Annotated in this window: 24 protein-coding genes and 1 pseudogene; 17 read left to right on the top strand and 8 right to left on the bottom strand. The window is 71.9% G+C overall.

Annotated elements, in window-relative coordinates; all coding sequences use genetic code 11:
- Nucleotides 1-128 precede the first annotated feature (128 nt).
- The gene (locus Q2K21_RS21890; RefSeq protein WP_310773595.1) at nt 129-656 is read right to left on the bottom strand and encodes a gamma carbonic anhydrase family protein; all 528 of its coding nucleotides are present in this window, start codon (nt 654-656) and stop codon (nt 129-131) included.
- Between the two features lie 106 nt (nt 657-762).
- Here Q2K21_RS21890 and Q2K21_RS21885 point away from each other — a divergent pair, with 106 nt between their 5' ends.
- On the top strand, nt 763-1,560 hold the full coding sequence (locus tag Q2K21_RS21885) for an acyltransferase (RefSeq protein WP_310773593.1): 798 nt from the start codon (nt 763-765) through the stop codon (nt 1,558-1,560).
- A 1-nt stretch (nt 1,561) separates the two neighbouring features.
- Here the strand turns inward: Q2K21_RS21885 and Q2K21_RS21880 are convergent, their stop codons facing one another.
- Nucleotides 1,562-2,419, bottom strand: a complete 858-nt coding sequence (locus tag Q2K21_RS21880) for a DMT family transporter (RefSeq protein WP_310773591.1) — start codon at nt 2,417-2,419, stop codon at nt 1,562-1,564.
- Between the two features lie 93 nt (nt 2,420-2,512).
- Between Q2K21_RS21880 and Q2K21_RS21875 the strand changes: the two genes are divergently transcribed.
- Nucleotides 2,513-3,085 (top strand): helix-turn-helix domain-containing protein, encoded by a 573-nt coding sequence (locus tag Q2K21_RS21875; protein WP_310773588.1) that lies wholly within the window; start codon nt 2,513-2,515, stop codon nt 3,083-3,085.
- A 43-nt stretch (nt 3,086-3,128) separates the two neighbouring features.
- Nucleotides 3,129-3,386 (top strand): annotated as a pseudogene (locus Q2K21_RS21870) (YbaK/EbsC family protein); the annotation flags it as partial.
- 113 nt (nt 3,387-3,499) lie between these two features.
- On the opposite strand, the gene Q2K21_RS21865 reads toward Q2K21_RS21870, so the two are convergent.
- Nucleotides 3,500-4,786, bottom strand: coding sequence for a cation diffusion facilitator family transporter (locus Q2K21_RS21865; protein WP_310773586.1), 1,287 nt, complete (start codon nt 4,784-4,786; stop codon nt 3,500-3,502).
- On the opposite strand from Q2K21_RS21865, the gene Q2K21_RS21860 reads away from it, so the two are divergent.
- Nucleotides 4,769-5,161, top strand: coding sequence for an ArsR/SmtB family transcription factor (locus tag Q2K21_RS21860; RefSeq protein ID WP_310773584.1), 393 nt, complete (start codon nt 4,769-4,771; stop codon nt 5,159-5,161). The two genes, Q2K21_RS21865 and Q2K21_RS21860, sit on opposite strands and share 18 nt — an antisense overlap.
- 131 nt (nt 5,162-5,292) lie before the next feature.
- Here Q2K21_RS21860 and Q2K21_RS21855 read toward each other — a convergent pair whose 3' ends face one another.
- Nucleotides 5,293-5,847, bottom strand: a complete 555-nt coding sequence (locus Q2K21_RS21855) for an NAD(P)H-dependent oxidoreductase (RefSeq protein WP_310773581.1) — start codon at nt 5,845-5,847, stop codon at nt 5,293-5,295.
- A gap of 156 nt (nt 5,848-6,003) precedes the next feature.
- Between Q2K21_RS21855 and Q2K21_RS21850 the strand changes: the two genes are divergently transcribed.
- The 6 genes from Q2K21_RS21850 (at nt 6,004) to Q2K21_RS21825 (ending at nt 10,661) form a co-directional block, all read left to right on the top strand.
- Nucleotides 6,004-6,663, top strand: a complete 660-nt coding sequence (locus Q2K21_RS21850; RefSeq protein WP_310773579.1) for a TetR/AcrR family transcriptional regulator — start codon at nt 6,004-6,006, stop codon at nt 6,661-6,663.
- A 29-nt stretch (nt 6,664-6,692) separates the two neighbouring features.
- Entirely contained in the window at nt 6,693-7,244 is a 552-nt protein-coding gene (locus Q2K21_RS21845; protein WP_310773577.1) for a DinB family protein, read from the top strand.
- A gap of 131 nt (nt 7,245-7,375) precedes the next feature.
- On the top strand, nt 7,376-8,386 hold the full coding sequence (locus Q2K21_RS21840) for a cation diffusion facilitator family transporter (RefSeq protein WP_310773574.1): 1,011 nt from the start codon (nt 7,376-7,378) through the stop codon (nt 8,384-8,386).
- A 148-nt stretch (nt 8,387-8,534) separates the two neighbouring features.
- Entirely contained in the window at nt 8,535-8,990 is a 456-nt protein-coding gene (locus Q2K21_RS21835) for a MarR family winged helix-turn-helix transcriptional regulator (RefSeq protein WP_310773572.1), read from the top strand.
- Entirely contained in the window at nt 8,987-9,841 is an 855-nt protein-coding gene (locus Q2K21_RS21830) for an ABC transporter ATP-binding protein (RefSeq protein WP_310773570.1), read from the top strand. The genes Q2K21_RS21835 and Q2K21_RS21830 overlap by 4 nt, the downstream gene beginning before the upstream one ends.
- A complete protein-coding gene (locus tag Q2K21_RS21825) occupies nt 9,801-10,661 on the top strand; it encodes an ABC transporter permease (protein WP_310773567.1) in 861 nt (286 codons plus the stop codon). Before Q2K21_RS21830 ends, Q2K21_RS21825 begins: the two co-directional genes overlap by 41 nt.
- A 76-nt stretch (nt 10,662-10,737) precedes the next feature.
- Here the strand turns inward: Q2K21_RS21825 and Q2K21_RS21820 are convergent, their stop codons facing one another.
- Nucleotides 10,738-10,893, bottom strand: coding sequence for a hypothetical protein (locus Q2K21_RS21820; RefSeq protein ID WP_310781421.1), 156 nt, complete (start codon nt 10,891-10,893; stop codon nt 10,738-10,740).
- A gap of 276 nt (nt 10,894-11,169) precedes the next feature.
- Nucleotides 11,170-11,577, bottom strand: a complete 408-nt coding sequence (locus Q2K21_RS21815) for a CoA-binding protein (protein ID WP_310773565.1) — start codon at nt 11,575-11,577, stop codon at nt 11,170-11,172.
- A 192-nt stretch (nt 11,578-11,769) separates the two neighbouring features.
- On the opposite strand from Q2K21_RS21815, the gene Q2K21_RS21810 reads away from it, so the two are divergent.
- Both Q2K21_RS21810 and Q2K21_RS21805 read left to right on the top strand, forming a co-directional pair.
- Entirely contained in the window at nt 11,770-12,453 is a 684-nt protein-coding gene (locus Q2K21_RS21810; protein WP_310773563.1) for a hypothetical protein, read from the top strand.
- Nucleotides 12,450-12,983: a SixA phosphatase family protein gene (locus tag Q2K21_RS21805; protein WP_386277020.1), complete on the top strand. Its 534-nt coding sequence runs from the start codon at nt 12,450-12,452 to the stop codon at nt 12,981-12,983. The genes Q2K21_RS21810 and Q2K21_RS21805 overlap by 4 nt, the downstream gene beginning before the upstream one ends.
- A gap of 27 nt (nt 12,984-13,010) precedes the next feature.
- On the opposite strand, the gene Q2K21_RS21800 is transcribed toward Q2K21_RS21805, so the two are convergent.
- The gene (locus Q2K21_RS21800; protein WP_310773561.1) at nt 13,011-15,002 is read right to left on the bottom strand and encodes an APC family permease; all 1,992 of its coding nucleotides are present in this window, start codon (nt 15,000-15,002) and stop codon (nt 13,011-13,013) included.
- Between the two features lie 481 nt (nt 15,003-15,483).
- On the opposite strand from Q2K21_RS21800, the gene Q2K21_RS21795 reads away from it, so the two are divergent.
- The 3 genes from Q2K21_RS21795 (at nt 15,484) to Q2K21_RS21785 (ending at nt 20,407) form a co-directional block, all read left to right on the top strand.
- Nucleotides 15,484-16,110 carry a YigZ family protein gene (locus Q2K21_RS21795; RefSeq protein WP_310773558.1) on the top strand — a complete coding sequence of 209 codons (627 nt, stop codon included), beginning with the start codon at nt 15,484-15,486 and terminating at the stop codon, nt 16,108-16,110.
- A 108-nt stretch (nt 16,111-16,218) separates the two neighbouring features.
- Nucleotides 16,219-17,382: an exonuclease SbcCD subunit D gene (locus Q2K21_RS21790; protein WP_310773556.1), complete on the top strand. Its 1,164-nt coding sequence runs from the start codon at nt 16,219-16,221 to the stop codon at nt 17,380-17,382.
- 31 nt (nt 17,383-17,413) lie between these two features.
- Nucleotides 17,414-20,407, top strand: coding sequence for an SMC family ATPase (locus tag Q2K21_RS21785; RefSeq protein ID WP_310773553.1), 2,994 nt, complete (start codon nt 17,414-17,416; stop codon nt 20,405-20,407).
- A 31-nt stretch (nt 20,408-20,438) separates the two neighbouring features.
- Here Q2K21_RS21785 and Q2K21_RS21780 read toward each other — a convergent pair whose 3' ends face one another.
- A complete protein-coding gene (locus Q2K21_RS21780) occupies nt 20,439-20,885 on the bottom strand; it encodes an Lrp/AsnC family transcriptional regulator (RefSeq protein ID WP_310773551.1) in 447 nt (148 codons plus the stop codon).
- 144 nt (nt 20,886-21,029) lie between these two features.
- Here Q2K21_RS21780 and Q2K21_RS21775 point away from each other — a divergent pair, with 144 nt between their 5' ends.
- Together Q2K21_RS21775 and Q2K21_RS21770 are read left to right on the top strand one after the other, a co-directional pair.
- Nucleotides 21,030-21,515, top strand: coding sequence for a rhodanese-like domain-containing protein (locus tag Q2K21_RS21775; RefSeq protein WP_310773549.1), 486 nt, complete (start codon nt 21,030-21,032; stop codon nt 21,513-21,515).
- A gap of 50 nt (nt 21,516-21,565) precedes the next feature.
- Nucleotides 21,566-22,081 (top strand): immunity 21 family protein, encoded by a 516-nt coding sequence (locus Q2K21_RS21770; RefSeq protein WP_310773547.1) that lies wholly within the window; start codon nt 21,566-21,568, stop codon nt 22,079-22,081.
- Nucleotides 22,082-22,216 lie beyond the last annotated feature (135 nt).

Here is a 22,216-nt window from a genome sequence, read left to right as displayed (position 1 = left end):
AATCGGCGGCTCCCTGCGCCCCTATGAGAGGCGCGCGCCATCATAGCCGTCATAGCCGTTATAAGGGGCGCGCGCAGTACCCCTTGCTTCGCAGGGCGCCCTATTCATGCACCTCATTCATGTGCACCTCATCCATGCACCTCGCGATGCGCCTTCGCCAGCTCCGCGTACATCGTGCCGTTCAGCGATATGCCCTCGCGCTCCTCGGCGGTGAGCTCCCGCTTGACCTTCGCGGGTACGCCGGCGACGAGTGAGCCCGGGGGCACCCGCATGCCCTGCGGCACCAGCGCCTGTGCGGCCACCAGCGACCCCGCGCCGATCACCGCGCCGTTGAGTACCGTGGCGCCCATGCCGATCAGGCAGTCGTCCTCGACGGTCGCGCCGTGGACCACGGCGTTGTGCCCGATCGAGACGCGCTCGCCGATGGAGATCGGGAAACCGGGGTCGACATGGAGGGTGCAGTTGTCCTGCACATTGCTGTGCGCACCGACGACGATCGGCCCGCAGTCGGCCCGCAGCACCGCGCCGTACCAGACGCTCGCCCCCGCACGCAGCGTCACGTCCCCGATCACCACGGACGTGGGTGCCGCGAACGCCTCCTGGTCCACCTGGGGATCCTTGCCGCCGATGCCCGCGATCAGCGCCTTGTGCGTCATTGCCGTCTCCTTGTGGTCGGTACACCGGCACCGTATGCCATCGGTGGGGCGAAGATCACAGCCATACGGGCTCTTGGGCGCACCCAGGGCTGAGTACGGTAAGCGGGTGCTCAGGAGCAGGAACACGTTCTCATCATGGCGTCGCGCCCTCGCGCAGCGCGCCGTTCACGCGGGCTGGGCCTGGGCGCAGCGCATGGGGTCCGTGACGGCGGAGCACCCCGGACGCTTCCGCTTCGGCGCGATGGGAACAGGTACCAGACTCGCGTTCCCGCTGGGCACGGTCTTCGGTGAACCGTGGATCCATGTCGGCTCGCACTGCATCATCGGCGAACGGGTCACCCTCACCGCCGGGCTGATGCCCGACCTCGATCTCGGCCCCGACCCGATCCTGTGCATCGGCGACGGCGTCGTCCTGGGCCGCGGCAGTCATGTCATCGCCGACACGACGGTCACGATCGGCAGCGACTGCTACTTCGGGCCGTACGTCTATGTGACGTCCACCAACCATTCGTACGACGATCCCCATCAACCCATCGGCAAGCAGTGGCCGCGGATGGAGCCGGTGGAGATCGGCCCCGGCTGCTGGATCGGGACGGGCGCGGTGATCCTGCCGGGCGCGCGCGTCGGGCGGAACGTGGTGGTGGCGGCCGGGGCGGTGGTACGGGGCACCGTGCCGGACCACGCGGTGGTGGCCGGGGCGCCCGCCCGCGTCGTACGGCGCTGGACGCCCGACGCCGGATGGCAGCCGCCGCTCAGAACGCCGGCCCCGGTGCCGATCCCCGACGGGGTCACGCCCGAGCAGCTATTGGCGCTGTCGGAGCTGGACGAGGAGGCGGCCGCCCGGCTCGCGGAGCTGGACGAGGAGGCTGCCGCCCGGCTCGCGGAGCTGGACGCCGACTCCTGAGTCAGCCCGAGGCGAGGAGCAACGTGCCGACCAGGGCGAGGCCCGCGCCCGCCGCCTGCACCGCGCGCAGCCGCTCGCTGAGGAACCCGCGCGCGGCGAGCGCCGTCACCACCGGATAGAGCGAGGCGAGCACGGCGGCCACCGTGACCGGGCCGTGCTGGGCCGCGATCGCGTACGTGCCGTTGGCGGCGACGTCGGCGAGACCGACGAAGGCGAGGGCCGGCAGGGAATGCCAGGGAAAACCGTCTTGCGGGAGCGCCGCGGCGCCTCGCCGCACGGATATGTAGAGGGCGGCGCCGCCCGCGAGGGCATTGGTCACGCGCTGCACGAAGAGGGCCAGGAAGAGTCCGGTGACCGTGGTCGACGCCTCCGCGATCAGCGCGAACACCGTACCGAAGCCGAGCGCCGCGACGAGCGTGAGCAGGATCGCCCGGCGCTGTACCGGCGCGCCCCTGAGCTGCGGCCCGCCCGCGAGCACGACCCCGGTGACGGCGACCACGATGCCGGCCACCTGTACCAGGCCGGGGCGCTCACCGAGGAAGAGTCCGAGGCCGATGGGGATCGCCACGCTCAGGGTGGCGAGCGGGGAGACGACGCCCATCGGGCCCAGGGCGAGCGCCTTGTAGAAGGAGAGCAAAGCGATCGGCCCGATCAGGCCCGCGCCGAGTGCGAACCACAGCCGCGGCCCGGCCTCGCTCCAGCCGCCGGTGGCCACCACGACCGCGCCGAGCACCGCCGCCGCGATGGTCTGCGAGACGACGACCACCGTCAGGGCGGGCATGCGTCGCGTCAGCAGCCCGCCGCCGAAGTCGGCCAGGCCCCACAGGAGGCTGGTGGCCAGGGCGAAGAGTGCTGTCATGGGCTGCCTCGCAGTACAGTTCAGTGAACGATCAGGTGCACCACACCATAGTTCATTCTGTTTAACTCTGTCATACACAATATTGGACGGAATGTGTCGGACCTCGACCTGCTGGCCCAGTCCCTGGCGCGCAACGTCAAGCGGTGGCGCACCGAGCGGGGCTTCACCCTGGAGGCGCTCGCCGCCCGCGCCGGAGTCAGCCGCGGCATGCTCATCCAGATCGAGCAGGCCCGCACCAACCCGAGCATCGGCACGGTCGTCAAGATCGGCGACGCGCTCGGCGTCAGCGTCACCACGCTGCTCGACTACGAGCAGGGCCCCAAGGTCCGCATCGTCCCGGCCGAGCAGGCCGTGCGTCTCTGGCACACCGACGCCGGCAGCTACAACCGGCTCCTCGCGGGCACCGAGGCGCCGGGCCCGCTGGAGATGTGGGACTGGCGGCTGATGCCGGGGGACCGCAGCCCCTCGGACCCGCACCCCGCCGGCACGGTCGAACTCGTCCATGTCACGACAGGTGAACTGACGCTCACCGTCGACGGCGTCGAGTACCGCGTCCCCACCGGAGCGAGCGCCTCTTTCGAGGCCAACACGCCGCACACGTACGCCAATGACGGTGAGGCGCCGATGGAGATGGTGATGACCGTCTCGGTGCCGCCCGTGCGCTGAGACGCCCGGTCGGCGGTCGGCGCACGGCTGTTAGCGTGCGGTCATGCGCGCGCCCATCGGAGACTTCGACAACGCCACTCCCGCCCCCGACTGCCTCGGCGAACTGACCGGCCCGGTCGCGGACGCCGTCCGCCGGTGGAGCGGCAGCGTGCCCGCCGACCGGATCGTCTACGTCGACACCGAACCCGATTGGGCCGACACCGCAGTCTTCCTTGAGCACTACGGCAAGGAACTGCTCGACCAGTCCGCCAACTGCGTCGTGGTCGCGGGCAAGCGGGGCGGCGATACGACGCTGGCCGCCTGGTGGGTCGCGCGGCCCGGCGCCTACGGGGTGCCTTCCCCCAAGCTCTTTGAGCAGGGGGCCCGAGGCCGTCAAGGCACGGGGGAAGGCACGACTGCCCGCAACTGCCTGGGTCAGGCCCCGCCGTGGGCGTGGTGGGCCAGAGCCAGATGTGGATCCGTCTCGCCCGGCACCGGAGTCGGGTCGGCATGGACCAGCGCCGCGGTGAGCCGTGGCACCGCGTGCAGCAGGGCGTGTTCGGCCTCGACCGCGATGTCGTGTGCCCGGCGCACGCTCACCTCGCCGTCCACGACGACGGCCACCTCGGCGCGCAACCGGTGACCGATCCAGCGCAGCCGCAGTTCACCGACCCCACGCACACCCGGCACCTTCTGGAGCGCCTGCTCGGCCTGGTCCACCAGCGCCGGGTCGACGGCGTCCAGCACCCGCCGGAACACCTCGCGCGCCGCGTCCCGCAGCACCAGGACGATCGCGGCCGTGATCGCCAGCCCCACGATCGGGTCGGCGAGGTGCCATCCGAGCGCCGCACCGCCCGCGCCGACGAGCACCGCGAGCGAGGTGAACCCGTCGGTACGCGCGTGCAGGCCGTCGGCGACGAGCGCGGCCGAGCCGATCGCCCGGCCCACCCGCATGCGGTGGCGGGCGACCCACTCGTTGCCCGCGAAACCGATGACGGCCGCGACGGCGACGACGGGGATGTGCTCCACGGGCCGCGGGTGCAGCAGCCGTTCGACCGCCGCCCAGGCGGCGAAGGCGGCGGACGCGGCGATGGTCAGCACGATCGCGATTCCGGCGAGGTCCTCGGCGCGGCCGTATCCATAGGTGAAGCGGCGTGTGGCCGCGCGTCGCCCCAGGACGAAGGCGATACCGAGCGGCACGGCGGTCAGGGCGTCGGCGGCGTTGTGCACGGTGTCGCCGAGCAGCGCGACCGACCCGGAGATCACGACCACGACCGCCTGCGCCAGCGCCGTCGCTCCGAGCACGGCCAGCGAGACCCACAGCGCCCGCATGCCGCGCGCGGAGGACTCCAGCGCGGAGTCGAGCTTGTCGGCGGTCTCGTGGGAGTGGGGGGTGAGGAGGTGGCGGAGGCGGGAGAGGGGTCCGTGGGGGTGAGGATGCCCGTGTCCACGCCCGTGCTCGTGTCTGTGGGCGTGCCCATGCCCGTGCTCGTGTCCGTGGGCGTGCCCGTGCCCGTGCTCGTGGTCATGATCATGGGGGTGACCGTGGCCGTGGTCATGATCGCGGTCGTGCCCATGCCCGGACCTGTGCCCGTACCCATGTACCCGGCCCTGCTCGCGCGCTTCGTGCTTGTGCCCCACTGAAGGCCCCCTTCCGCCGCGCGGGAGTGGACGCGGTCGCACCCACGGAGCCATTATGTGCGTATGAGCGCACGCATGCACCTATCACCTGCACAGGTTGCGCAGCAGCGCACAGGCGGCGCGGCCGACGGTCACCCCCGCACCCCCGGCGAGGAGCAGTTCGCGCTCGCCGCCGAGCTGCTCGCCCTGCTCGGTGACCGCACCCGCCTCGCCCTCCTGCATGCCCTGACCCAGGGCGAGGCCGACGTCTCGACACTCACGCAGGCGTGCGGCGCGGCCCGTCCCGCCGTCAGCCAGCACCTGGCGCGGCTCCGGTTGGCGGGCCTGGTCGACACGCGCAAGGACGGTCGCCGCGTGATCTACTCACTGCGCGACGGCCATCTGCGCCGGGTCGTGGGGGAGGCGCTCAGCCTCGCCGACCACCGGCTCACGGGCCGCCCGGCGCACTCGCGGTAGCCGCGGCGGGGCAGTGCGCGTCGCTCCACGTGCTCCTCGATGCCGAAACGGCTGTGGGCCAGGACTCAAGAGTCCTGGCCCACAGCCGTTTCATGTCCCGAGGTCGAAGGCCCCGGGGTGATCACGGGAGATCAGGCGGCCGGGTTGCTCTCGACGACCTGCTCGATGACCTTGCGAAGGCCCTCGACGACCTCGGCGTCGTCCGACGGGTGCGTCTCGGCGAAGCGGGTCACGGAACCGGGGATGGACAGCGTGGCACCCTCGACGACGTGGCCACCGGCGATGCCCACGGACTTGCGGGCGTCGTCCTGCGCCCACACCCCGCCGTACTGGCCGAACGCGGTGCCGACGACGGCGACCGGCTTGCCGGAGATGGCGCCGGCACCGTACGGACGGGACAGCCAGTCGATGGCGTTCTTCAGGACGGCGGGCATGGTGCCGTTGTACTCGGGAGAGAAGAACAGCAGCGCGTCGGCCTGGGCGGCGGCGGCACGCAGCTCGGCCGCGGCCTCGGGCACGTTGCCCTCGACGTCGATGTCCTCGTTGTAGAACGGGATGGCGGCGAGCCCCTCGTGGACCGCGATCTCGACACCCTCGGGAGCGTGCTTCGCGGCGGCCTCGGCGAGCTGGCGGTTGTGAGAGCCGGCGCGAAGGCTGCCGACGAGAGCGAGAATGCGGACGGACATGGCAAATCTCCCAGGATTTGTGATCAGTGTCAGTGCAAAGTGGACTTGGCGAGTCCGTTGAATGTTGTACCACCCTAACCGGACCACGGTCCACTTCCTTCGCCCCTCTAAACGGACCTGGGTCCGGATTTAATTCCCGAGCGCTACGCTGATCTCATGCCCGAGCCGCTCCCGCCCTTTCCCGCGCCGTCTGACGCCCTCGGCGGTCCGGCGGACCTCGCTCTCATGCCGACCGGGGAGGTGTCCCAGCTACGCGCCGACGCCGCGCGCAACCGCACCCGGTTGCTGGAGGTCGCCGCCTGCCTGGCCGCCGAACGCGGCATAGCGAACGTGACCATGGAGGACATCGCCTCCGGCGCGGGGGTCGGCAAGGGCACCGTCTTCCGGAGGTTCGGCGACCGCACGGGCCTGCTCGCGGAACTGCTGAGCCACCACGAGGAGCAGCTCCAGGCAGGCTTCTTCTCCGGACCGCCGCCGCTCGGCCCGGGCGCGCCCCCGGAGGAGCGGCTGCGCTCCTTCGGCTCGGCCGTCATCCGTCACGAGTACGCGTACCGCGACCTCTATCTGGCCGCTCACGTGGAGCCGGGCCGCCGGCGCGCGACCCCGCCGTACCAGTTCCGTCTGGCCCACGTCTGCATGCTGCTGCGTGAGGCGCGGGCGGACTGCGACATCGAGCTCGTCGCGCACACGATGCTCGGCTACCTGGAGACGGTGCTCGTCGATCACCTGCTCACCCGCCGCGGGATGTCCCTGGAGCGTGTGGAGGCCGGCTGGTGCGACCTGGTCGACCGGTACACGGGCCGATGTCCCGGCTGACGCACCCCTGAACGCCTGATGATGGGGCCATGACCACACCGAGCAGAAGAGCCGAGATGTTCGTCCCCGTCGAGCGCGACCCCCGCGTGCTCGGCCCCGCCACAGGTGATGAGCGGGCCCTCCTCGTCGACTTCCTGGCCGCCCAGCGCGCCACGCTGGAACTCAAGTGCACGGGCCTGGACGCCGAGTTGTCGCAGCGGTCCGTGGCGCCGTCCACGCTCTCGCTGCTCGGCCTGTTGCGGCACCTCGCCGACGTCGAACGCCGCTGGTTCCGGCGGGTCCTGGCCGGTCACGAGGCGCCGCCCCTGTTCTCCTCGCCGTCCGACCCCGACGGCGACTTCACCGGTGCGGTCCCCGATCCGCAGGTCGTGGCCCTGGCCTGGCGGGCCTGGCGCGACGAGATCGCCTTCGCCGAAGCGTTCGTCGCCGACGCGCCCCACCTCGACGTCCACGGCCACGACTCCTGGCGGGGCGCCGTGTCGCTTCGCTGGGTCCTCGTCCACATGATCGAGGAGTACGCCCGCCACAACGGCCACGCGGACCTGCTCCGGGAACGGATCGACGGGGCGATCGGGGTGTGAGAACGGGGCGATGCAGGTCAGCGGGGTGCTATCGGACATGACAACGGTCACCGATGCAGCCTTTGCCCCGCGGCGTCACCATGCGTTTGACTGCCGTCGAGGCACCTGTCGCGAGGGGGAAGGCGAACCAGATGAGCGACCATGATCACGAGCACGGCCCGGGCGGTCATGCCGGGCACTCCCACGGCGTGTCGGCGGACGCCGACCGTCGCTGGCTGAGCGTCGCGCTCGCCCTCATCGCGGCGTTCATGACGGTCGAAGTGGTCGTCGGCATCGTCGCCGGTTCCCTCGCCCTGATCTCCGACGCGGCCCACATGCTCACCGACGCCGCGTCCATCGTGCTCGCCCTCATCGCGATGCGGCTCGCCGCCCGCCCGGCCCGGGGCGGCTTCACCTACGGGCTCAAGCGCGCGGAGATCCTCTCAGCCCAGGCCAACGGCCTCACGCTGCTCCTGTTGAGTGCGTGGCTGGCTTACGAGGCGGTACGACGGCTCATCGACCCGCCGCCGGTCGCGGGCGGGCCGATGCTGGTCACCGCGCTCGCCGGCATCGCCGTGAACGTGGTCGCCACCTGGTGCATCTCGAAGGCCAACCGCACCTCCCTCAACGTCGAGGGCGCCTACCAGCACGTCCTGAACGACCTGTTCGCCTTCATAGGCACCGCTGTCGCCGCGCTCCTCGTCGTCCTCACGGGCTTCGAGCGCGCCGACCCCATCGCCACGCTGGTCGTCGTCGCACTGATGGTGAAGGCCGCGTACGGGCTGCTGCGCGACTCCGGCCGCATTTTCCTGGAGGCCGCGCCCGCCGACGTCGACCCGGACGCGCTGGGCGACCGGCTCGTCGCCCAGCCGGACGTCGTCGAGGTGCACGACCTGCACGTCTGGCAGATCACCTCGGGCCAGGCCGCGCTGTCCGCGCACGTCCTGGTCGAGCCCGGCGGCGACTGCCACTCCGTCCGCCGTGCCCTGGAGGACGTCCTGCGCCGCGACTACGGCATCACCCACACCACCCTCCAGGTCGACCACGCCGCGGAACAGGTCCTCCAGGTGGCCCTGCCCGGCGACCGGAACGCGACGGACGACCCCGGCCACTGCGAGGCCCCGCACGGCCCGGTGCACCGGGAGGAGCCGCACCACCACTGACGGCGGAGCGCATGCTCCTGCTCCTCCTCGACCATCTCCACCGACCAACTCCCTCTCTTCCACCGACCACCTCCCTCTCCTCCACTGACCACCTCTCTTGACCATCTCTTTTCCTCGATACCTCTGATACAGAGCTAATCTCGGAAGTGTGGGATCGCAGAGCCTCGCCGACGACCTGTCCGCCGCGCTCGTGGGAGTGCAGCGGCTGATCCGGCGGCGGCTGCGTCGCGGGACGACCGCGCCGCGGCTGCGCGGTGCCGAGGTCGAGCTGCTGCGCCTGGTCGTGGAGCGGCCGGGCATCGGGGTGTCGGACGCGGCAAAGGAGCTGTATCTGGCGGGCAACTCGGTGTCGACGATGGTCAATCACCTAGCGCGGGACGGCTATCTGATCCGCGAGACGAACCCGGCCGACCGGCGGGCCGCACGACTGCTGCCCACCGAGGCGGCCGAGGCCCGGCTGCGCGACTGGCGCGAGCGGCGTACGGCACTCGTACGCCGCCAGGTGGCCCGCCTCGACGAGGCCGACCGCAAGGCGCTGGAGGCCGCCCTTCCGGCCCTGCGCAAGCTGGCGGAGAACCTGCACGAGGAGGCCGAGGAGACATGACGCGTCACGCGACGGACGGCGAGGCCCCGGCAGTCGATGCCGTCACCTGCGCCGGACTCGCCTACTCCTTCGGGGAGACGAAAGCGGTCGACGGGCTCGATCTCTCCGTCCACGACGGCGAGGTGCTCGGGCTGCTCGGCCCCAACGGAGCGGGCAAGACCACCGCGATCCGCTGCATCACCACGCTCCTTCCGGTTCCGGCCGGCATGGTCCGCGTCTTCGGCCATGACGCGACCCGTGAACGCATGGCCGTACGACGGCTGTTGGGGTATGTGCCGCAGCAGCTCTCCGCCGACTCCGGGCTCACCGGCCGCGAAAACGTGGCCCTGTTCGCCCGCGTCTTCGACGTTTCCCGTCGCGAACGGGCCCGGCGCGTCGAACAGGCGCTCGCCGCCGTCGACCTCACCGCCGCGGCGGACCGGCTCGCCAACACGTACTCCGGCGGCATGGTGCGCCGACTGGAACTCGCCCAGGCCCTGGTCAGCGCGCCCCGGCTGCTGATCCTCGACGAGCCGACCATCGGACTCGACCCGATCGCCCGGACCAACGTGTGGGAGCACATCAACGCCGTGCGCGCCGCCACCGGCATGACCGTCCTGGTCACGACCCACTACATGGACGAGGCCGACCAGTACTGCGACCGCGTCGCCCTGATGCACCGCGGCCGCGTCCGCGCCCTCGGCACCCCCGACGAGCTGCGGAGCGGCCTCGGGAAACGGCTCGGCACCCAAGGCCCGCTGCCCACGCTGGAGGACGTCTTCCGGGACGTCGCCGGCAGCGGACTCGACGACCAGGCAGGAGACTTCCGCGATGTCCGAAGCACCCGCCGCACCGCGTCCCGCGTCGGCTGACCGCCCCCACCCGGCGGACCTCGATCTGCTCCTCGCCCCGCCCCGGGCCCGTACCGCCTGGAAGGTACTGCCCGCACGGGTCGTCGCCATGTGCACGGTCGAGCTGCAGAAGCTGCGCCACGACCGCACCGAGCTGTACACGCGGGCGGTCCAGCCTGCGCTGTGGCTGCTGATCTTCGGTGAGACGTTCACCCGGATCCGGGCGATACCCACCGGCGGCATCCCCTACATCGACTATCTGGCGCCCGGCATCATCGCCCAGTCCGCGATGTTCATCGCCATCTTCTACGGCATCATGATCATCTGGGAGCGGGACGCGGGCATCCTCACCAAGCTGCTGGTGACGCCGACCCCGCGGGCAGCGCTCATCACCGGCAAGGCGTTCGCCTCCGGGGTGAAGGCGCTGGTCCAGGCGATCGTCGTCGTCGTGATCGCGGCGCTCCTCGGCGTGGCGATGACCTGGAATCCGCTGCGCCTGCTGGGCGTGGCGGTGATCGTCGTACTCGGCTCGGCCTTCTTTTCCTGTCTGTCCATGACGATCGCGGGCATCGTCCTGACCCGCGACCGTCTGATGGGTATCGGCCAAGCGATCACGATGCCGCTGTTCTTCGGCTCCAACGCCCTCTACCCGGTGTCCGTCATGCCCGGCTGGCTCCAGGCCGTCAGCAAGGTCAACCCGCTGAGCTACCAGGTAGACGCCCTGCGCGGCCTCCTGCTCGGCACGCACTCCCACCTGCTGCTCGACTTCGCGGTGCTGCTGGTGGCCGCCGCCCTGACCATCACGTCGGCGTCGTCGCTGCTGGGGCGGCTCGCCCGGTGAGGCGCGTGGGGACCCCGGTGAGCCGCAGGGACCCCGGTGAGCCGCAGGGACCCCGGTGAGCCGCAGGGGACGTCCGTCACCGCTTCTTCCAGAAGGCCATCAGATCCGCGAGGGCCCGGATGATCTCCGGGCGTTGTGACGCGTCCGCCTGCCGCAGGCTGATGACGAGCGCCAGAAGGACCATGGCGACCAAGAGGCCGACGGCGTAGAGGAAGAGCTGGGGAGCAGCCACGGCCATTTGTTCCAGTACGGCCCACATACCGCCTCCCGGATTCCCAGCCGCTGCTTCCGAGAGACTTCGACAGAGCGCGAAGCCCCTCGATGAAGGCAGGCGGATCCTGGTGGGGTCCATACGCCGAGCGGCTCGACGTCGGAGGAGGCGGCGCGGATTCCTCGTCGCCGCCTGACCAGTTACTTCGCGGTATCACGCTAACCCGTGAGGAGAACGTGACCGCGCCTGACTCGCGCAACCGTTCACACGTTGGGGCGCTCATCACCCATATGGCCGCTAGCGCAATGAAGGGATCTCGATCGCCGGGCAGCGGTCCATCACCATCTCAAGGCCTGCCTCGCGGGTGCGCTCGTACGCCTCCTCGTCGACCACACCCAGCTGGTACCAGACGGCCTTGGCGCCGATCGCGACGGCCTCGTCGGCAACCGGGCCCGCCAGGTCGCCGTTGACGAAGACGTCGACGACGTCGACCGGGAACGGGATCGCGTCCAGCGAGGGGTAACCCTGCTCGCCGTGGACCGTCTCGGCCTTCGGATGGACCGGTACGACGCGCTTGCCGAAGCTCTGGAGGACGGCGGCGACCCGGTAGGCGGCACGGTCCTGGTTCGTGGACAGCCCCACGACCGCCCAGGTGTCGCCCAGCTCGGTGAGGATCTTGCGGATCGTTGCTGAGTCGCCGTACACGGCCGGTCTCCTTCGACGTCCCACGGCGCGCCAGTCGCGCGCCGTCTGCTGTGGAAGCAACAGTCGGTTGCGACGCGGTGATTCCCTCCTGGTCGCGGGAGCTGCCGCCGGACGGCGACCTGGTGACGTACGGCTGTCCGGAATGGGTCCCACCTCCCTGCGCCGGGGCCTTTGCCCGCCTACGCTCGCCTCGTGCTCCGTATCACCGACGCCCGCAGCGGCGAGACCGTCGATGTCCGCCCGGGCCTGACCCGCGTTCACGCGCACGTGGCCGGGGCCGACACCTCGGCCCTGCGAGTGCTCCTGGTGGCCGATGTGCTGGCCCGGGCCCTGGAACTCGGCGGAACGCCCGTCGTCACGGTCGCCGACCCGCCCGCCGCACTGCGGGAGCGCGCCGACGACCTCGGCATCCGGCCCGCGGAGCCGGACACCCCGGGCGTGGGGCAGTCCCTCCATGTCATCGGAGCGCAGGGCACCGCACCCGACGGGGTACGCGTCGAGGTCGGCCCGGCGACCGGACCCGCCGACACCACCGCCTCGCCGTCGACCGTGCGCCTCGCCCTCCTCGCCCGCCCTCGCCGGCATCCCGTCGACCTCGGCACGGCCGCCCTGACCGAGGCACGGGACACGCTCGTACGCTGGCGCAAGGCCGTCGCCTCCTGGGCGACCCGGCCCTCCAGACCCGTCCCCGACCAGGTACGGCACGATCTGCGCACCGCCTGGGAGGACGATCTCGACGTACCGGCCGTCCTGGAGGTGCTGCGGCGCGTGGCGGACACAGAGGACATGCCGGACGGGGCACGCTTCGAGACGTACGCCTACGCCGACCGGTTGCTCGGCCTCGAACTCACCCGCGAGATCGGAGCCTGGACATGAGCGCCGGAGCCGGACCGCTGCGCAGACTCGTCGTGCTGCGGCACGCCAAGTCAGCCTGGCCCGCCGGTGTCGCCGACCACGTACGACCGCTCGCGCCGCGTGGCCGCCGGGACGCCCCGGCCGCCGGGCGCGCCCTCGCGGAGGCCGACTGCCTGCCCGACCTCGCGCTGTGCTCCACCGCCGTCCGCGCCCGCCAGACCTGGGAACTGGCCTCGGCCCAGTGGGGCACCCCGCCGCCGGTACGGTTCGAGCCGGGGCTGTACGCCGCAGACGTACCCGATCTGCTGGAAGCCGTGCACGGAGTGCCCGCCCAGGTACGGACGTTGCTCGTGATCGGGCACAACCCGGGGCTTGAGGAACTGGTGCTGGAACTCGCCGGGGACGCGCTCGACGACGCCCTGGACCGGGTTCGCGTCAAGTTCCCCACCTCGGCGATCGCCGTGCTCGCCTGGCACGGCAGCACCTGGGACTCCCTCGCCCCCGGCACGGCACTCCTGACGGATGTGATGGTGCCGAGGGGCAAGAAGTGACCATTCGCCGGATCACTCGGCTCGGTACTAGCCGACGTGGATCCGGGGGCGGCGCTCCGGGTCGTGCTCGGCACGGCGCAGCACCTCGCGCGTGACCGGGGCGACCTCTCCGTCCCCGAAGACCAGGAAGCGCAGCAGGTGGCTGAACGGATTGCCCTCCGTCCAGTTGAAGTACGCGTGCGGCACTTGGCCGGTGCGGTCGCGAAGCTCCATCAGGACGGCCGCGATGGTGTTGGGCACGGTGGCGCCCGACACGCGCAGCCTGCGTACCCCGTGCTTCTCGTCGCCGTGGACGGCCAGATCGGCGGTGAAGTCCGAGGAGTCGGTGACGAAGACCTCCAGGAAGAGCACCGGGCGCCCGTCCGGGATGTGGGTCTGCTCGCGCTGGCTGTACTCCTTGGCGCGGTACTCCCGGGTGCTGTGCTCCTGGGGCTCGTTGGCGATCAGCCGCAGCGGCCCGCTCGCCGCGGCCTCGTCGATGAACCGGGCCGCCGCCTCGTCGAATGTGACGGCCGCCGCCCGCAGTTCGAAGGCGCGGTGCACGCGTGAGGCGAACGACGTGGCCAGGATCGCGACGATGAAGATCAGCGCGATCTTGAGACCGTCGGGGCGTTCGATCACGTTCGCGACCAAGGTGTACGCGAAGACGGCGGTGATCGCTCCGAAGCCGAGCGTGGCGGCCCGGTGCCCACGCCGGTGCACGGCCACCGTCGAGGCGAACGACGCGGAGAGCATCAGCACGAGCACCCCGGTCGCGTACGCACCGCTCTGGTCGTCGACGTTCGCGTCGAACCAGAGCGTGATGACGACCGCGGCCACCATGAAGACCAGGACGAGCGGGCGGACGGCCCGGGTCCACTCCGGGGCCATGCCGTAGCGCGGCAGATAGCGCGGTACGAGGTTGAGCAGGCCGGCCATCGCCGAGGCGCCTGCGAACCAGAGGATCGCGATGGTCGAGATGTCGTAGACCGTGCCGAAGGCCTCGCCCAGGTGCTGGTGCGCGAGATACGCGAGCGCGCGTCCGTTGGCCGGGCCGCCGCTCTCGAAGGCGCTCTGCGGGATCAGGATCGTCGTCGCGAGGCTCGACAGCAGCAGGAAGCAGCTCATGATCACGGCGGCCGTGGTGAGCAGCTTGCGCGTGTCGCGGACGCGGCCGGCCGGGTCGGCGTACGTGTCCGTGGAGGCGCCCTTGACCTGCGGCATCACCGCCACGCCCGTCTCGAAGCCGGACATGCCCAGCGCCAGTTTGGGGAACACGAGCAGCGCCACGGCGATCATCGCCAGCGGGGAGGAGTGCTCGGCGGTCATCGCGTCGGTCCAGTCGCCGATCTTCACCGGGTGGCTCAGCACCTCCCAGGCGGAGACGGCGAGCACGACGACGTTGAGGGCCAGATACGTGCCGACGAGCGCCACGGCGATGCCGATGGCCTCGTTGAAGCCCTTCAGGAAGACGGCGCCGAGCGCGGCGACCAGAAGGAGGGTGATCCAGGTGTTCGCGCTGTGCATCCAGTGCGGTGCGAACGGGTTCTCCACGACGTGCGCGGCGGCGTCCGCGGCCGACAGGGTGATCGTGATCAGGAAGTCGGTGGCCGCGAAGCCGAGCAGCACCAGGACGAAGACCTTCCCCGCCCACCACGGCAGCAGCCGCTCCAGCATGGCGATCGAACCCTCGCCGTGCGGGCTCTCATGGGCCACCCGGCGGTAGACCGGGAGCGCGCCGAGCAGGGTCAGCGCGATCAGCACGAGCGTCGCGAGCGGGGACAGGAGACCGGCCGCGAGAGCGGCGATACCGGGCTGGTAGCCGAGGGTGGAGAAGTAGTCCACGCCGGTCAGACACATGACCCGCCACCAGGGGTGGCCCTCGTGCTCGGCGTCCGGGGTGGCGTGCGGGCCCGGGTGCCGGGCCGTCCGCTCGCTCAGGCCCTCCAGGAGCCAGGCCCGCCAGCGGGCCGTGGCGGCGGAGGGCCGCGGATGGCCGGGCTCGGCGGCGTCCGGACTCTCCACCTGGGTGCCGGTCATGCTGTGCTCTCCCTGCGATTGCTCGGGCGGCCCCACGGGCCGCTGCTTCGACCTGGGCCTTCGGACGGCCCGGGGTCTTCGACAACGACGGCGAGTATCCACCACGTAACCGCGTGCACGGGCGGAGGGGGTCTTCGCGCGCGTGCGGAGGGCGTGCGGATGGAGCTGCAGAGATGCGCCGCACGCGTGGGTGGAGCATCGGCTGAGGGGGATGGGCCGCCCGCGTGGGTGGAGCATCGGGCTGAAGGGGTGGGCCGCCCGCGCGTGTGGAGAAACGGGCTGAGGGGGGTGGGCCGCCCGCGCGTGTGGAGAAACGGGCTGAGGGGATGCGCTGCCCGCGTGCGTGGAGCATCGGGGTGGGGGACGCGCCCCACGCGCGCGTGGGAAAACGGGCTGGGTGAGCTGTAGCGCACGCGCGCGTGGAACCGTCGTTGCCGCCCCGGCGTGCGGCGCACCCACGTCCGCCGCATACGCTGGCGTGATGCAGGACGAGTACCGCACAGTCGCCCGCGCCGGCGTGCACGAGACCGAGGTCAATCGCTCCCGCTTCCTGTGCGCCCTCGCCCCGGCCGCCACCGAACAGGAGGCCCAGGACTTCATCGCCGGCGTACGCAAGGAGCACGCCGACGCCACGCACAACTGCTACGCCTACGTCATCGGCGCCGACGCCGCGGTCCAGAAGGCGAGCGACGACGGCGAACCGGGCGGCACCGCGGGTGTGCCCATGCTCCAGATGCTGCTGCGCCGCGACATGCGGTACGTCGTGGCCGTGGTCACTCGCTACTACGGCGGGGTGAAGCTGGGTGCGGGCGGGCTCATCAGGGCGTACGGGGGAGCGGTGGGCGAGGCCCTGGACACGCTCGGCACGATCACCCGCCGCCGGTTCCGGCTCGCCACCGTGACCGTCGACCACCAGCGCGCGGGCAAGGTGCAGAACGATCTGCGGGCCACCGGGCGCGAGGTGCGGGACGTGCGCTACGGGGAGGCCGTCACGATCGAGATCGGGCTGCCGGATGCCGACGTGGAGGCCTTCCGGGCGTGGCTCGCGGACGTCACAGCGGGTACGGCCGGGTTCGAACTGGGCGGAGAGGCCTACGGAGACGCGTGACATACCGGGCAAAAGGTGCATAACGGGTTTATGTGAGAAGGGTCATGGCGGGCTGATACGGGAGTAACCGCCCGTGATGTCAGACCCGGCCGTTAGTCTTCGGGGATCATGAGGCTGCTGCACACTTCCGACTGGCATCTGGGTCGGGCGTTCCACCGGGTGAACATGCTCGGCGCCCAGGCCGAGTTCATCGGCCATCTCGTCAGGACCGTGCGCAAGCGCGGCGTGGACGCGGTGGTCGTGTCGGGAGACGTGTACGACCGCGCGGTGCCGCCGCTGGCCGCGGTCGAGCTGTTCGACGACGCCCTGCACCGCCTCGCCGACCTGGGCGTGCCCACGGTGATGATCTCCGGGAACCATGACTCGGCGCGTCGCCTCGGCGTCGGCGCGGGGCTCATCGGCCGCGCCGGCATCCATCTGCGCACCGAGCCCGCGGCCTGCGGGACACCGGTCGTGCTGACCGACGCCCACGGGGATGTGGCCTTCTACGGTCTGCCGTATCTCGAACCAGCCCTGGTGAAGGACGAGTTCGGAGTCGAGAAGGCGGGCCACGAGGTGGTGCTGGCGGCTGCCATGGACCGGGTCCGCGCCGATCTCGCCACGCGCGCGCCGGGCACCCGTTCCGTCGTCCTCGCCCACGCCTTCGTCACCGGCGGCGAGCCCAGCGACAGCGAGCGGGACATCACGGTCGGCGGGGTGGCCGCGGTGCCCGCCGGCGTCTTCGACGGGGTGGACTACGCGGCGCTGGGGCACCTGCACGGCAGCCAGGCCATCACCGAGCGCGTGCGCTACTCCGGCTCCCCGTTGCCGTACTCCTTCTCGGAAGCCGCTCACCGCAAGAGCATGTGGCTCGTCGATCTGGGTGCCGACGGCTCCGTCGAGGCGGAGCGGGTCGACTGCCCGGTGCCACGGCCCCTCGCCCGGATCCGGGGGCGACTGGAGGAACTGCTCGTGGACCCGGAGCTGGAGCGCCACGAGGAGGCGTGGGTGGAGGCCACGCTCACCGACCCGGTGCGCCCGGCGGAGCCCATGGCCCGGCTGACCGAGCGCTTCCCGCACACGCTCAGCCTCGTCTTCGACCCCGAGCGCGCCCCCGAGGACCCGGACGTGTCGTACGCGCGACGGCTGGCGGGCCGCTCCGACCAGCAGATCGCGGAGGACTTCGTGGCCCATGTGCGCGGGGCGGGCCCGGACGACAGCGAACGGGCCGTGCTCCAGGACGCGTTCGACGCGGTGCGCGCCGACGAGGCGGTCCGGGAGGTCGCCCGGTGACCTCTCATGCGCATGACTCGGAGGGAGCCCTGTGAGGCTGCACCGGCTCGACATCACCGCCTTCGGGCCCTTCGGCGGCACCCAGAAGGTCGACTTCGACGACCTGTCCGCCGCCGGACTCTTCCTGCTGCACGGACCGACCGGCGCCGGCAAGACGTCCGTCCTGGACGCCGTGTGCTACGCGTTGTACGGGGCCGTGCCCGGCGCCCGGCAGAGCGGCCAGGGCCTGACCCTGCGCAGCGACCACGCCGCGCCACAGACACGCACCGAGATCCGACTCGAACTCACGGTCGCGGGACGCCGGTTGGAGATCACCCGGCAGCCGCCCTGGGAGCGCCCCAAGAAGCGCGGCATGGGTACGACCACGGACAAGGCGCAGAGCTGGCTGCGCGAGTACGACGCCACGGCCGGCGCCTGGAAGGATCTCAGCCGCTCCCACCAGGAGATCGGCGAGGAGATCACCCAGCTGCTCGGCATGAGCCGTGAGCAGTTCTGCCAGGTCGTGCTGCTGCCCCAGGGCGACTTCGCCCGCTTCCTGCGCGCCGACGCCGAGGCCCGCGGCAAACTGCTCGGCCGTCTCTTCGACACCCACCGCTTCGCCGAGGTGGAGAAGCGCCTCGCCGAGCGGCGGCGGGCGACCGAGGCCGAAGTGCGGGACGGTGACGCCGCGTTGCTCGCCGACGCACACCGGATGCAGCAGGCGGCGGGGGACTCCGTGCCGCTGCCGGACCTCGCCCCGGGCGAACCCGGGCTGGCCGACGCTGTCCTGGCCTGGGCCGCCGTCGCCCGCGGCACGGCCCGTGAGCGGCTCACCATCGCGCACTGTGCGCGTACGGCCGCGGAGTCGGCGCGGGCCGCAGCCGAGCGCGTCCTGGACGACGTACGCGAACGGGCGCGGTTGCAGCGCAGGTTCGCCGAGGCACGGGAGCGGGCCGCGCTGCTGGAAGACCGCGCCGGCGTCCATCAGGAGACGCTGGCGCGCATGGAGCGTGGCCGCAAGGCCGAGGCAGTGGCGCCGGCGCTCGACCTGCGTGAGGCTGCCGAGACCCAGCACCGGTGTGCCGCCACCGATGAGGCACGCGCGCGTGCCCGGCTTCCGGAGACCTTCGCCGATGCGGGCGCGGCCGGGCTCGCCGCCGCCGCGCGCCGGGCCGCCGAGGAACTCGGCGGCCTGGAGTCGGCGCGCCGCGCCGAGCGGCGGCTGGCCGAACTCGCCGTGGAGCGGGCGAACCTGGACCGTGAGGAGCGCGCCGACGAAGCCGTCCTCCAGGATGCCGAGGACTGGCTGGCAGGGTGGGAGGAGACCCGCGCGGGTCTGCAGAGGCGGATCGACGCCGCCCAGGAGGACGCCACTCTGGCCGAGCAACTCGCCGTGCAGCGCGAACCCGCACGGAAGCGGCTGGCGGCGGCCCGCAGGCGCGACCAACTGGCGCATGACACGGACGCGGTCCAGGCCCGCGCCCTCGCCTCCCGCGAGCGTGCGCTGAAGGCCCACGAACACTGGCTCGACCTCAAGGAACAACGCCTCAAGGGCATCGCGGCGGAACTCGCCGCCGGGCTCGTCGCCGGTGAACCCTGTGCCGTCTGCGGCGCCACCGCACATCCCGCTCCCGCGCGGAAGGTCGCCGGACACGTCGACCGGGAGGCCGAGGAGCGGGCGCTCGCCGCCTACCGGCACGTCGACGAGGAGCGCGCCGAGGAGGAACGGCAACTCGGCGTCATACGCGAGGCGCTGGCCGCCGCCACGGCCGAGGCCGGTGACGCACCCACGCCACAATTGGCGGAGCAGGCCGAGGAGTTGGAACGGCTCTACGGCGCCGCACGGGCGGGCGCGGCGCAGCTGCACGCCGCACAGGAGGAACTGCGAGGGGCCGAGCGCGAGCGGGAGCGGCGTGCCGCGGCCCAGCAGGAAGCCGCCCTCCGCGGCGCGGCCCGCGTCTCCCGCAGGGACACGCTGGACCGCGAACGAGCGGCACTGGACGAGGAGTTGCACCGCACCCGGGGCGATGCCATCAGCGTCTCCGCGCGCTCGGCGCACCTCGAACGGCAGGCCGCCCTGCTCACCGAGGCCGCCGACGCCGCCCGCACCGCCGAGGACACCGCGCAGCGGCTCAAGGAGGCCGACGCCCGCCTCGCCGACGCGGCCTTCCGCGCCGGGTTCGACACCCCGCACGCCGCGGCCGCCGCCCTCCTCGACGACGTGGCCCATCGCGAGCTGCAACGACGCCTCGACGCCTGGCAGCAGGAGGAGGCCGCCGTACGCGCGGTGCTCGCCGAGGCCGACACGGCGGCCGCCGCCCAGCAGCCGCCCGCCGACCTCCGTGCGGCCGAACAGGCCGCCGCGGCAGCCGCCCGCCGACTCCAGGACGCCGCCTCCGCCCAGGACGCGGCGGCCCGCCGCTGCGCCGAACTCGACCGGCTGTCCGCGCGAGCGACCGCGTCCGTACGGCGCCTCGCTCCGCTGCGCGAGGAGTACGACCGGGTGGCCCGGATGGCGTCCCTGGCGGCAGGCACCTCCGCCGACAACGAACGCAAGATGCGCCTGGAGTCGTACGTGCTCGCCGCCCGCCTGGAACAGGTGGCGGCCGCCGCGACCGCACGGCTGCAGCGCATGTCCTCCGGCCGCTACACCCTGGTCCACTCCGACGACCGCTCGGGACGCGGCCGCAGCGGCCTGGGACTGCACGTCGTCGACGCCTGGACCGGGCGTGAGCGCGACACGGCGACCCTCTCCGGCGGCGAGACGTTCTTCGCCTCCCTCGCGCTCGCGCTCGGCCTCGCGGACGTCGTCACCGACGAGGCGGGCGGGGTCCGCCTCGACACCCTCTTCATCGACGAGGGGTTCGGCAGCCTCGACGACCAGACACTCGACGAGGTCCTCGACGTGCTCGACTCCCTGCGGGAACGGGACCGCAGCGTGGGCATCGTCAGCCATGTCGCGGATCTGCGGCGGCGCGTACACGCGCAGTTGGAGGTTGTGAAGGGCAGGACGGGGTCGGCGCTGCGGCAGCGAGGCGTCGGCTGACGGCGGCGGGCAAGGGCGGCGACGGACGCGCTCAGCGGCCGAGGGGGCGGCGCGGCAGCGGAGAGGAGTACACGACGCTCGTCGTCACGGATCCCAGTGCGCCGATCCTGCCGGACACCTCCTCCAGGTGGCGCATCGAGCGCGCCGCGACCTTGATGACGAAGCAGTCGTCGCCGGTGACATGGTGCGCCTCCAGGATCTCCGGCGTCGCCGCCACGAGATCGTGGAACGGCTTGTAGTTGCCGTTCGGATAGCGCAGCCGGACGAACGCCAGGATCGGCAGGCCCAGGCGCTCGGGATCGACGACCGCCGCGTACCCCTGGATGACGCCCGCCTCCTCCAGCCGGCGCACCCGTTCGGTGACCGCGCTCGCGGACATGGAGACGGCGCGGGCGAGGTCGGCATAGCTGGCGCGGCCCTCGCGCTGCAGGACGTCGAGGATGCGCCAGTCGGTGGCGTCCGGGGAATACGCGGTCATGCCCGAGAGATAGCAGGGGAATCCCCGGACGATCAACGGGTACGCCGGGGATCGCTCCTTCAGGGAGACGATCAACGACCGTAGATTTCTGGTCACCGAGATCCGCAAGAGGAAGCATCGAGACCCGCGAGGGAAGGCCAGTCCATGAGCACCAGCACGACCGCCGCCGTCAACCCCGTCCTGCGCGTCGCCCCGGCGGCCCCCGCCGAGGCCGCCGCCTACTTCCGCGCCGCCCTCGCCTTCCACGCCGACGTGTCCGACGTCGCCGCCGCGCTCTCGGCCGGCGGCGACCCCGGCTTCGTCCTCCTCGACTCGCGCTCCACCGCGGCCTGGGACCAGGGCCACATCCCCGGCGCGCTCCACCTGCCCACCGCACTCATCCCCGAGCAGGCCGAGCACCTTCTCGACAGGTCCGTGCCGGTGGTCACGTACTGCTGGGGCCCGGGCTGCAACGGCGCGACCCGAGCCGCCCTGGCCCTCGCCGAACTCGGCTTCCAGGTCAAGGAGATGCTCGGCGGCTTCGAGTACTGGGCGCGCGAGGGCTTCGAGTACGAGACGTGGGAGGGCCGCGAGAGCCGCGCCGCCGATCCGCTGACGGCGCCGGTGGAGGCGGCGGACTGCGGCTGCTGACCCATCGGAAGCGGTGCCTCCGCCCAGCCTCGTGCGTGTAGCTTCTGCCCATGGTCAGATACGCGGATCCAGGAGCGGTCGAGTGGGTGGAGTCGGGCGGCGGACCGCTCATCGCGATACCCGAGGTGGTGCTGCCGTTCTGGGCGGGTGCCGACGGCGACGAACTGTCCTCCGACTACGACCGGGCCTGTGAGGTCGACGGTCACGTCGGACTCCTGCCGGTCGGTGACACCCGTGCCCTGGTCCTCGGCGACGAACCCGCCTCCACCGCCTATCTGCCGGAGCACGGCACGTTCGTACGGTGGTGCGCCGCCGACTCGGAGGCCGCACTCCTCGACCGGATCCCTCAGGCGCTGGAGGCGGCGGAGTGGGAGCCGGAGATGCACTGGGACGTGCCCGGAGCCGTCGTGCTGTTCGACGCGGCCTGGCCCGGAAACGCTTCCGAGCGTACCGACCATCTGCGCGTGGCGCTGGAACCCGGGAGGTACACGGTACGGGTCGCGTATGTGGAGCCCGGTCCCGAGGTGTGGGTGGGGCTCGTACAGGTGCGGAGGGCCGGGGACTGAGGGGTCGGGGACTGACGGGTTCTGAAGGGTCGGGGACTGAAGGCTCGGGCTCGTCGGGTGTGGTGGGGGTGGAAGACCGCGGGTGAGGGCCCGGCACGGTGGCTCGGGTGGCGATGGCGCGTGGGCGCCGCAAAA

The sequence above is a fragment of the Streptomyces sp. CGMCC 4.7035 genome, assembly GCF_031583065.1.
Taxonomy (GTDB): domain Bacteria; phylum Actinomycetota; class Actinomycetes; order Streptomycetales; family Streptomycetaceae; genus Streptomyces; species Streptomyces yaanensis.
The sequence above is the reverse complement of the archived record's forward strand: the minus strand, read 5'-3'. Positions and strand labels throughout refer to the sequence as shown.

Bases quoted from the DNA above. Each gene is read 5' to 3' on its own strand.
- Q2K21_RS21860 (WP_310773584.1), top strand. From the start codon at position 4,769: ATGAGCGCACGCATGCACCTATCACCTGCACAGGTTGCGCAGCAGCGC.
- Q2K21_RS21855 (WP_310773581.1), bottom strand. From the start codon at position 5,847: ATGTCCGTCCGCATTCTCGCTCTCGTCGGCAGCCTTCGCGCCGGCTCT.
- Q2K21_RS21780 (WP_310773551.1), bottom strand. From the start codon at position 20,885: ATGACCGCGTATTCCCCGGACGCCACCGACTGGCGCATCCTCGACGTC.
- Q2K21_RS21825 (WP_310773567.1), top strand. From the start codon at position 9,801: ATGTCCGAAGCACCCGCCGCACCGCGTCCCGCGTCGGCTGACCGCCCC.
- Q2K21_RS21880 (WP_310773591.1), bottom strand. From the start codon at position 2,419: ATGACAGCACTCTTCGCCCTGGCCACCAGCCTCCTGTGGGGCCTGGCC.
- Q2K21_RS21795 (WP_310773558.1), top strand. From the start codon at position 15,484: ATGCAGGACGAGTACCGCACAGTCGCCCGCGCCGGCGTGCACGAGACC.
- Q2K21_RS21845 (WP_310773577.1), top strand. From the start codon at position 6,693: ATGACCACACCGAGCAGAAGAGCCGAGATGTTCGTCCCCGTCGAGCGC.
- Q2K21_RS21770 (WP_310773547.1), top strand. From the start codon at position 21,566: ATGGTCAGATACGCGGATCCAGGAGCGGTCGAGTGGGTGGAGTCGGGC.
- Q2K21_RS21830 (WP_310773570.1), top strand. From the start codon at position 8,987: ATGACGCGTCACGCGACGGACGGCGAGGCCCCGGCAGTCGATGCCGTC.
- Q2K21_RS21840 (WP_310773574.1), top strand. From the start codon at position 7,376: ATGAGCGACCATGATCACGAGCACGGCCCGGGCGGTCATGCCGGGCAC.
- Q2K21_RS21805 (WP_386277020.1), top strand. From the start codon at position 12,450: ATGAGCGCCGGAGCCGGACCGCTGCGCAGACTCGTCGTGCTGCGGCAC.
- Q2K21_RS21890 (WP_310773595.1), bottom strand. From the start codon at position 656: ATGACGCACAAGGCGCTGATCGCGGGCATCGGCGGCAAGGATCCCCAG.
- Q2K21_RS21790 (WP_310773556.1), top strand. From the start codon at position 16,219: ATGAGGCTGCTGCACACTTCCGACTGGCATCTGGGTCGGGCGTTCCAC.
- Q2K21_RS21850 (WP_310773579.1), top strand. From the start codon at position 6,004: ATGCCCGAGCCGCTCCCGCCCTTTCCCGCGCCGTCTGACGCCCTCGGC.
- Q2K21_RS21775 (WP_310773549.1), top strand. From the start codon at position 21,030: ATGAGCACCAGCACGACCGCCGCCGTCAACCCCGTCCTGCGCGTCGCC.
- Q2K21_RS21800 (WP_310773561.1), bottom strand. From the start codon at position 15,002: ATGACCGGCACCCAGGTGGAGAGTCCGGACGCCGCCGAGCCCGGCCAT.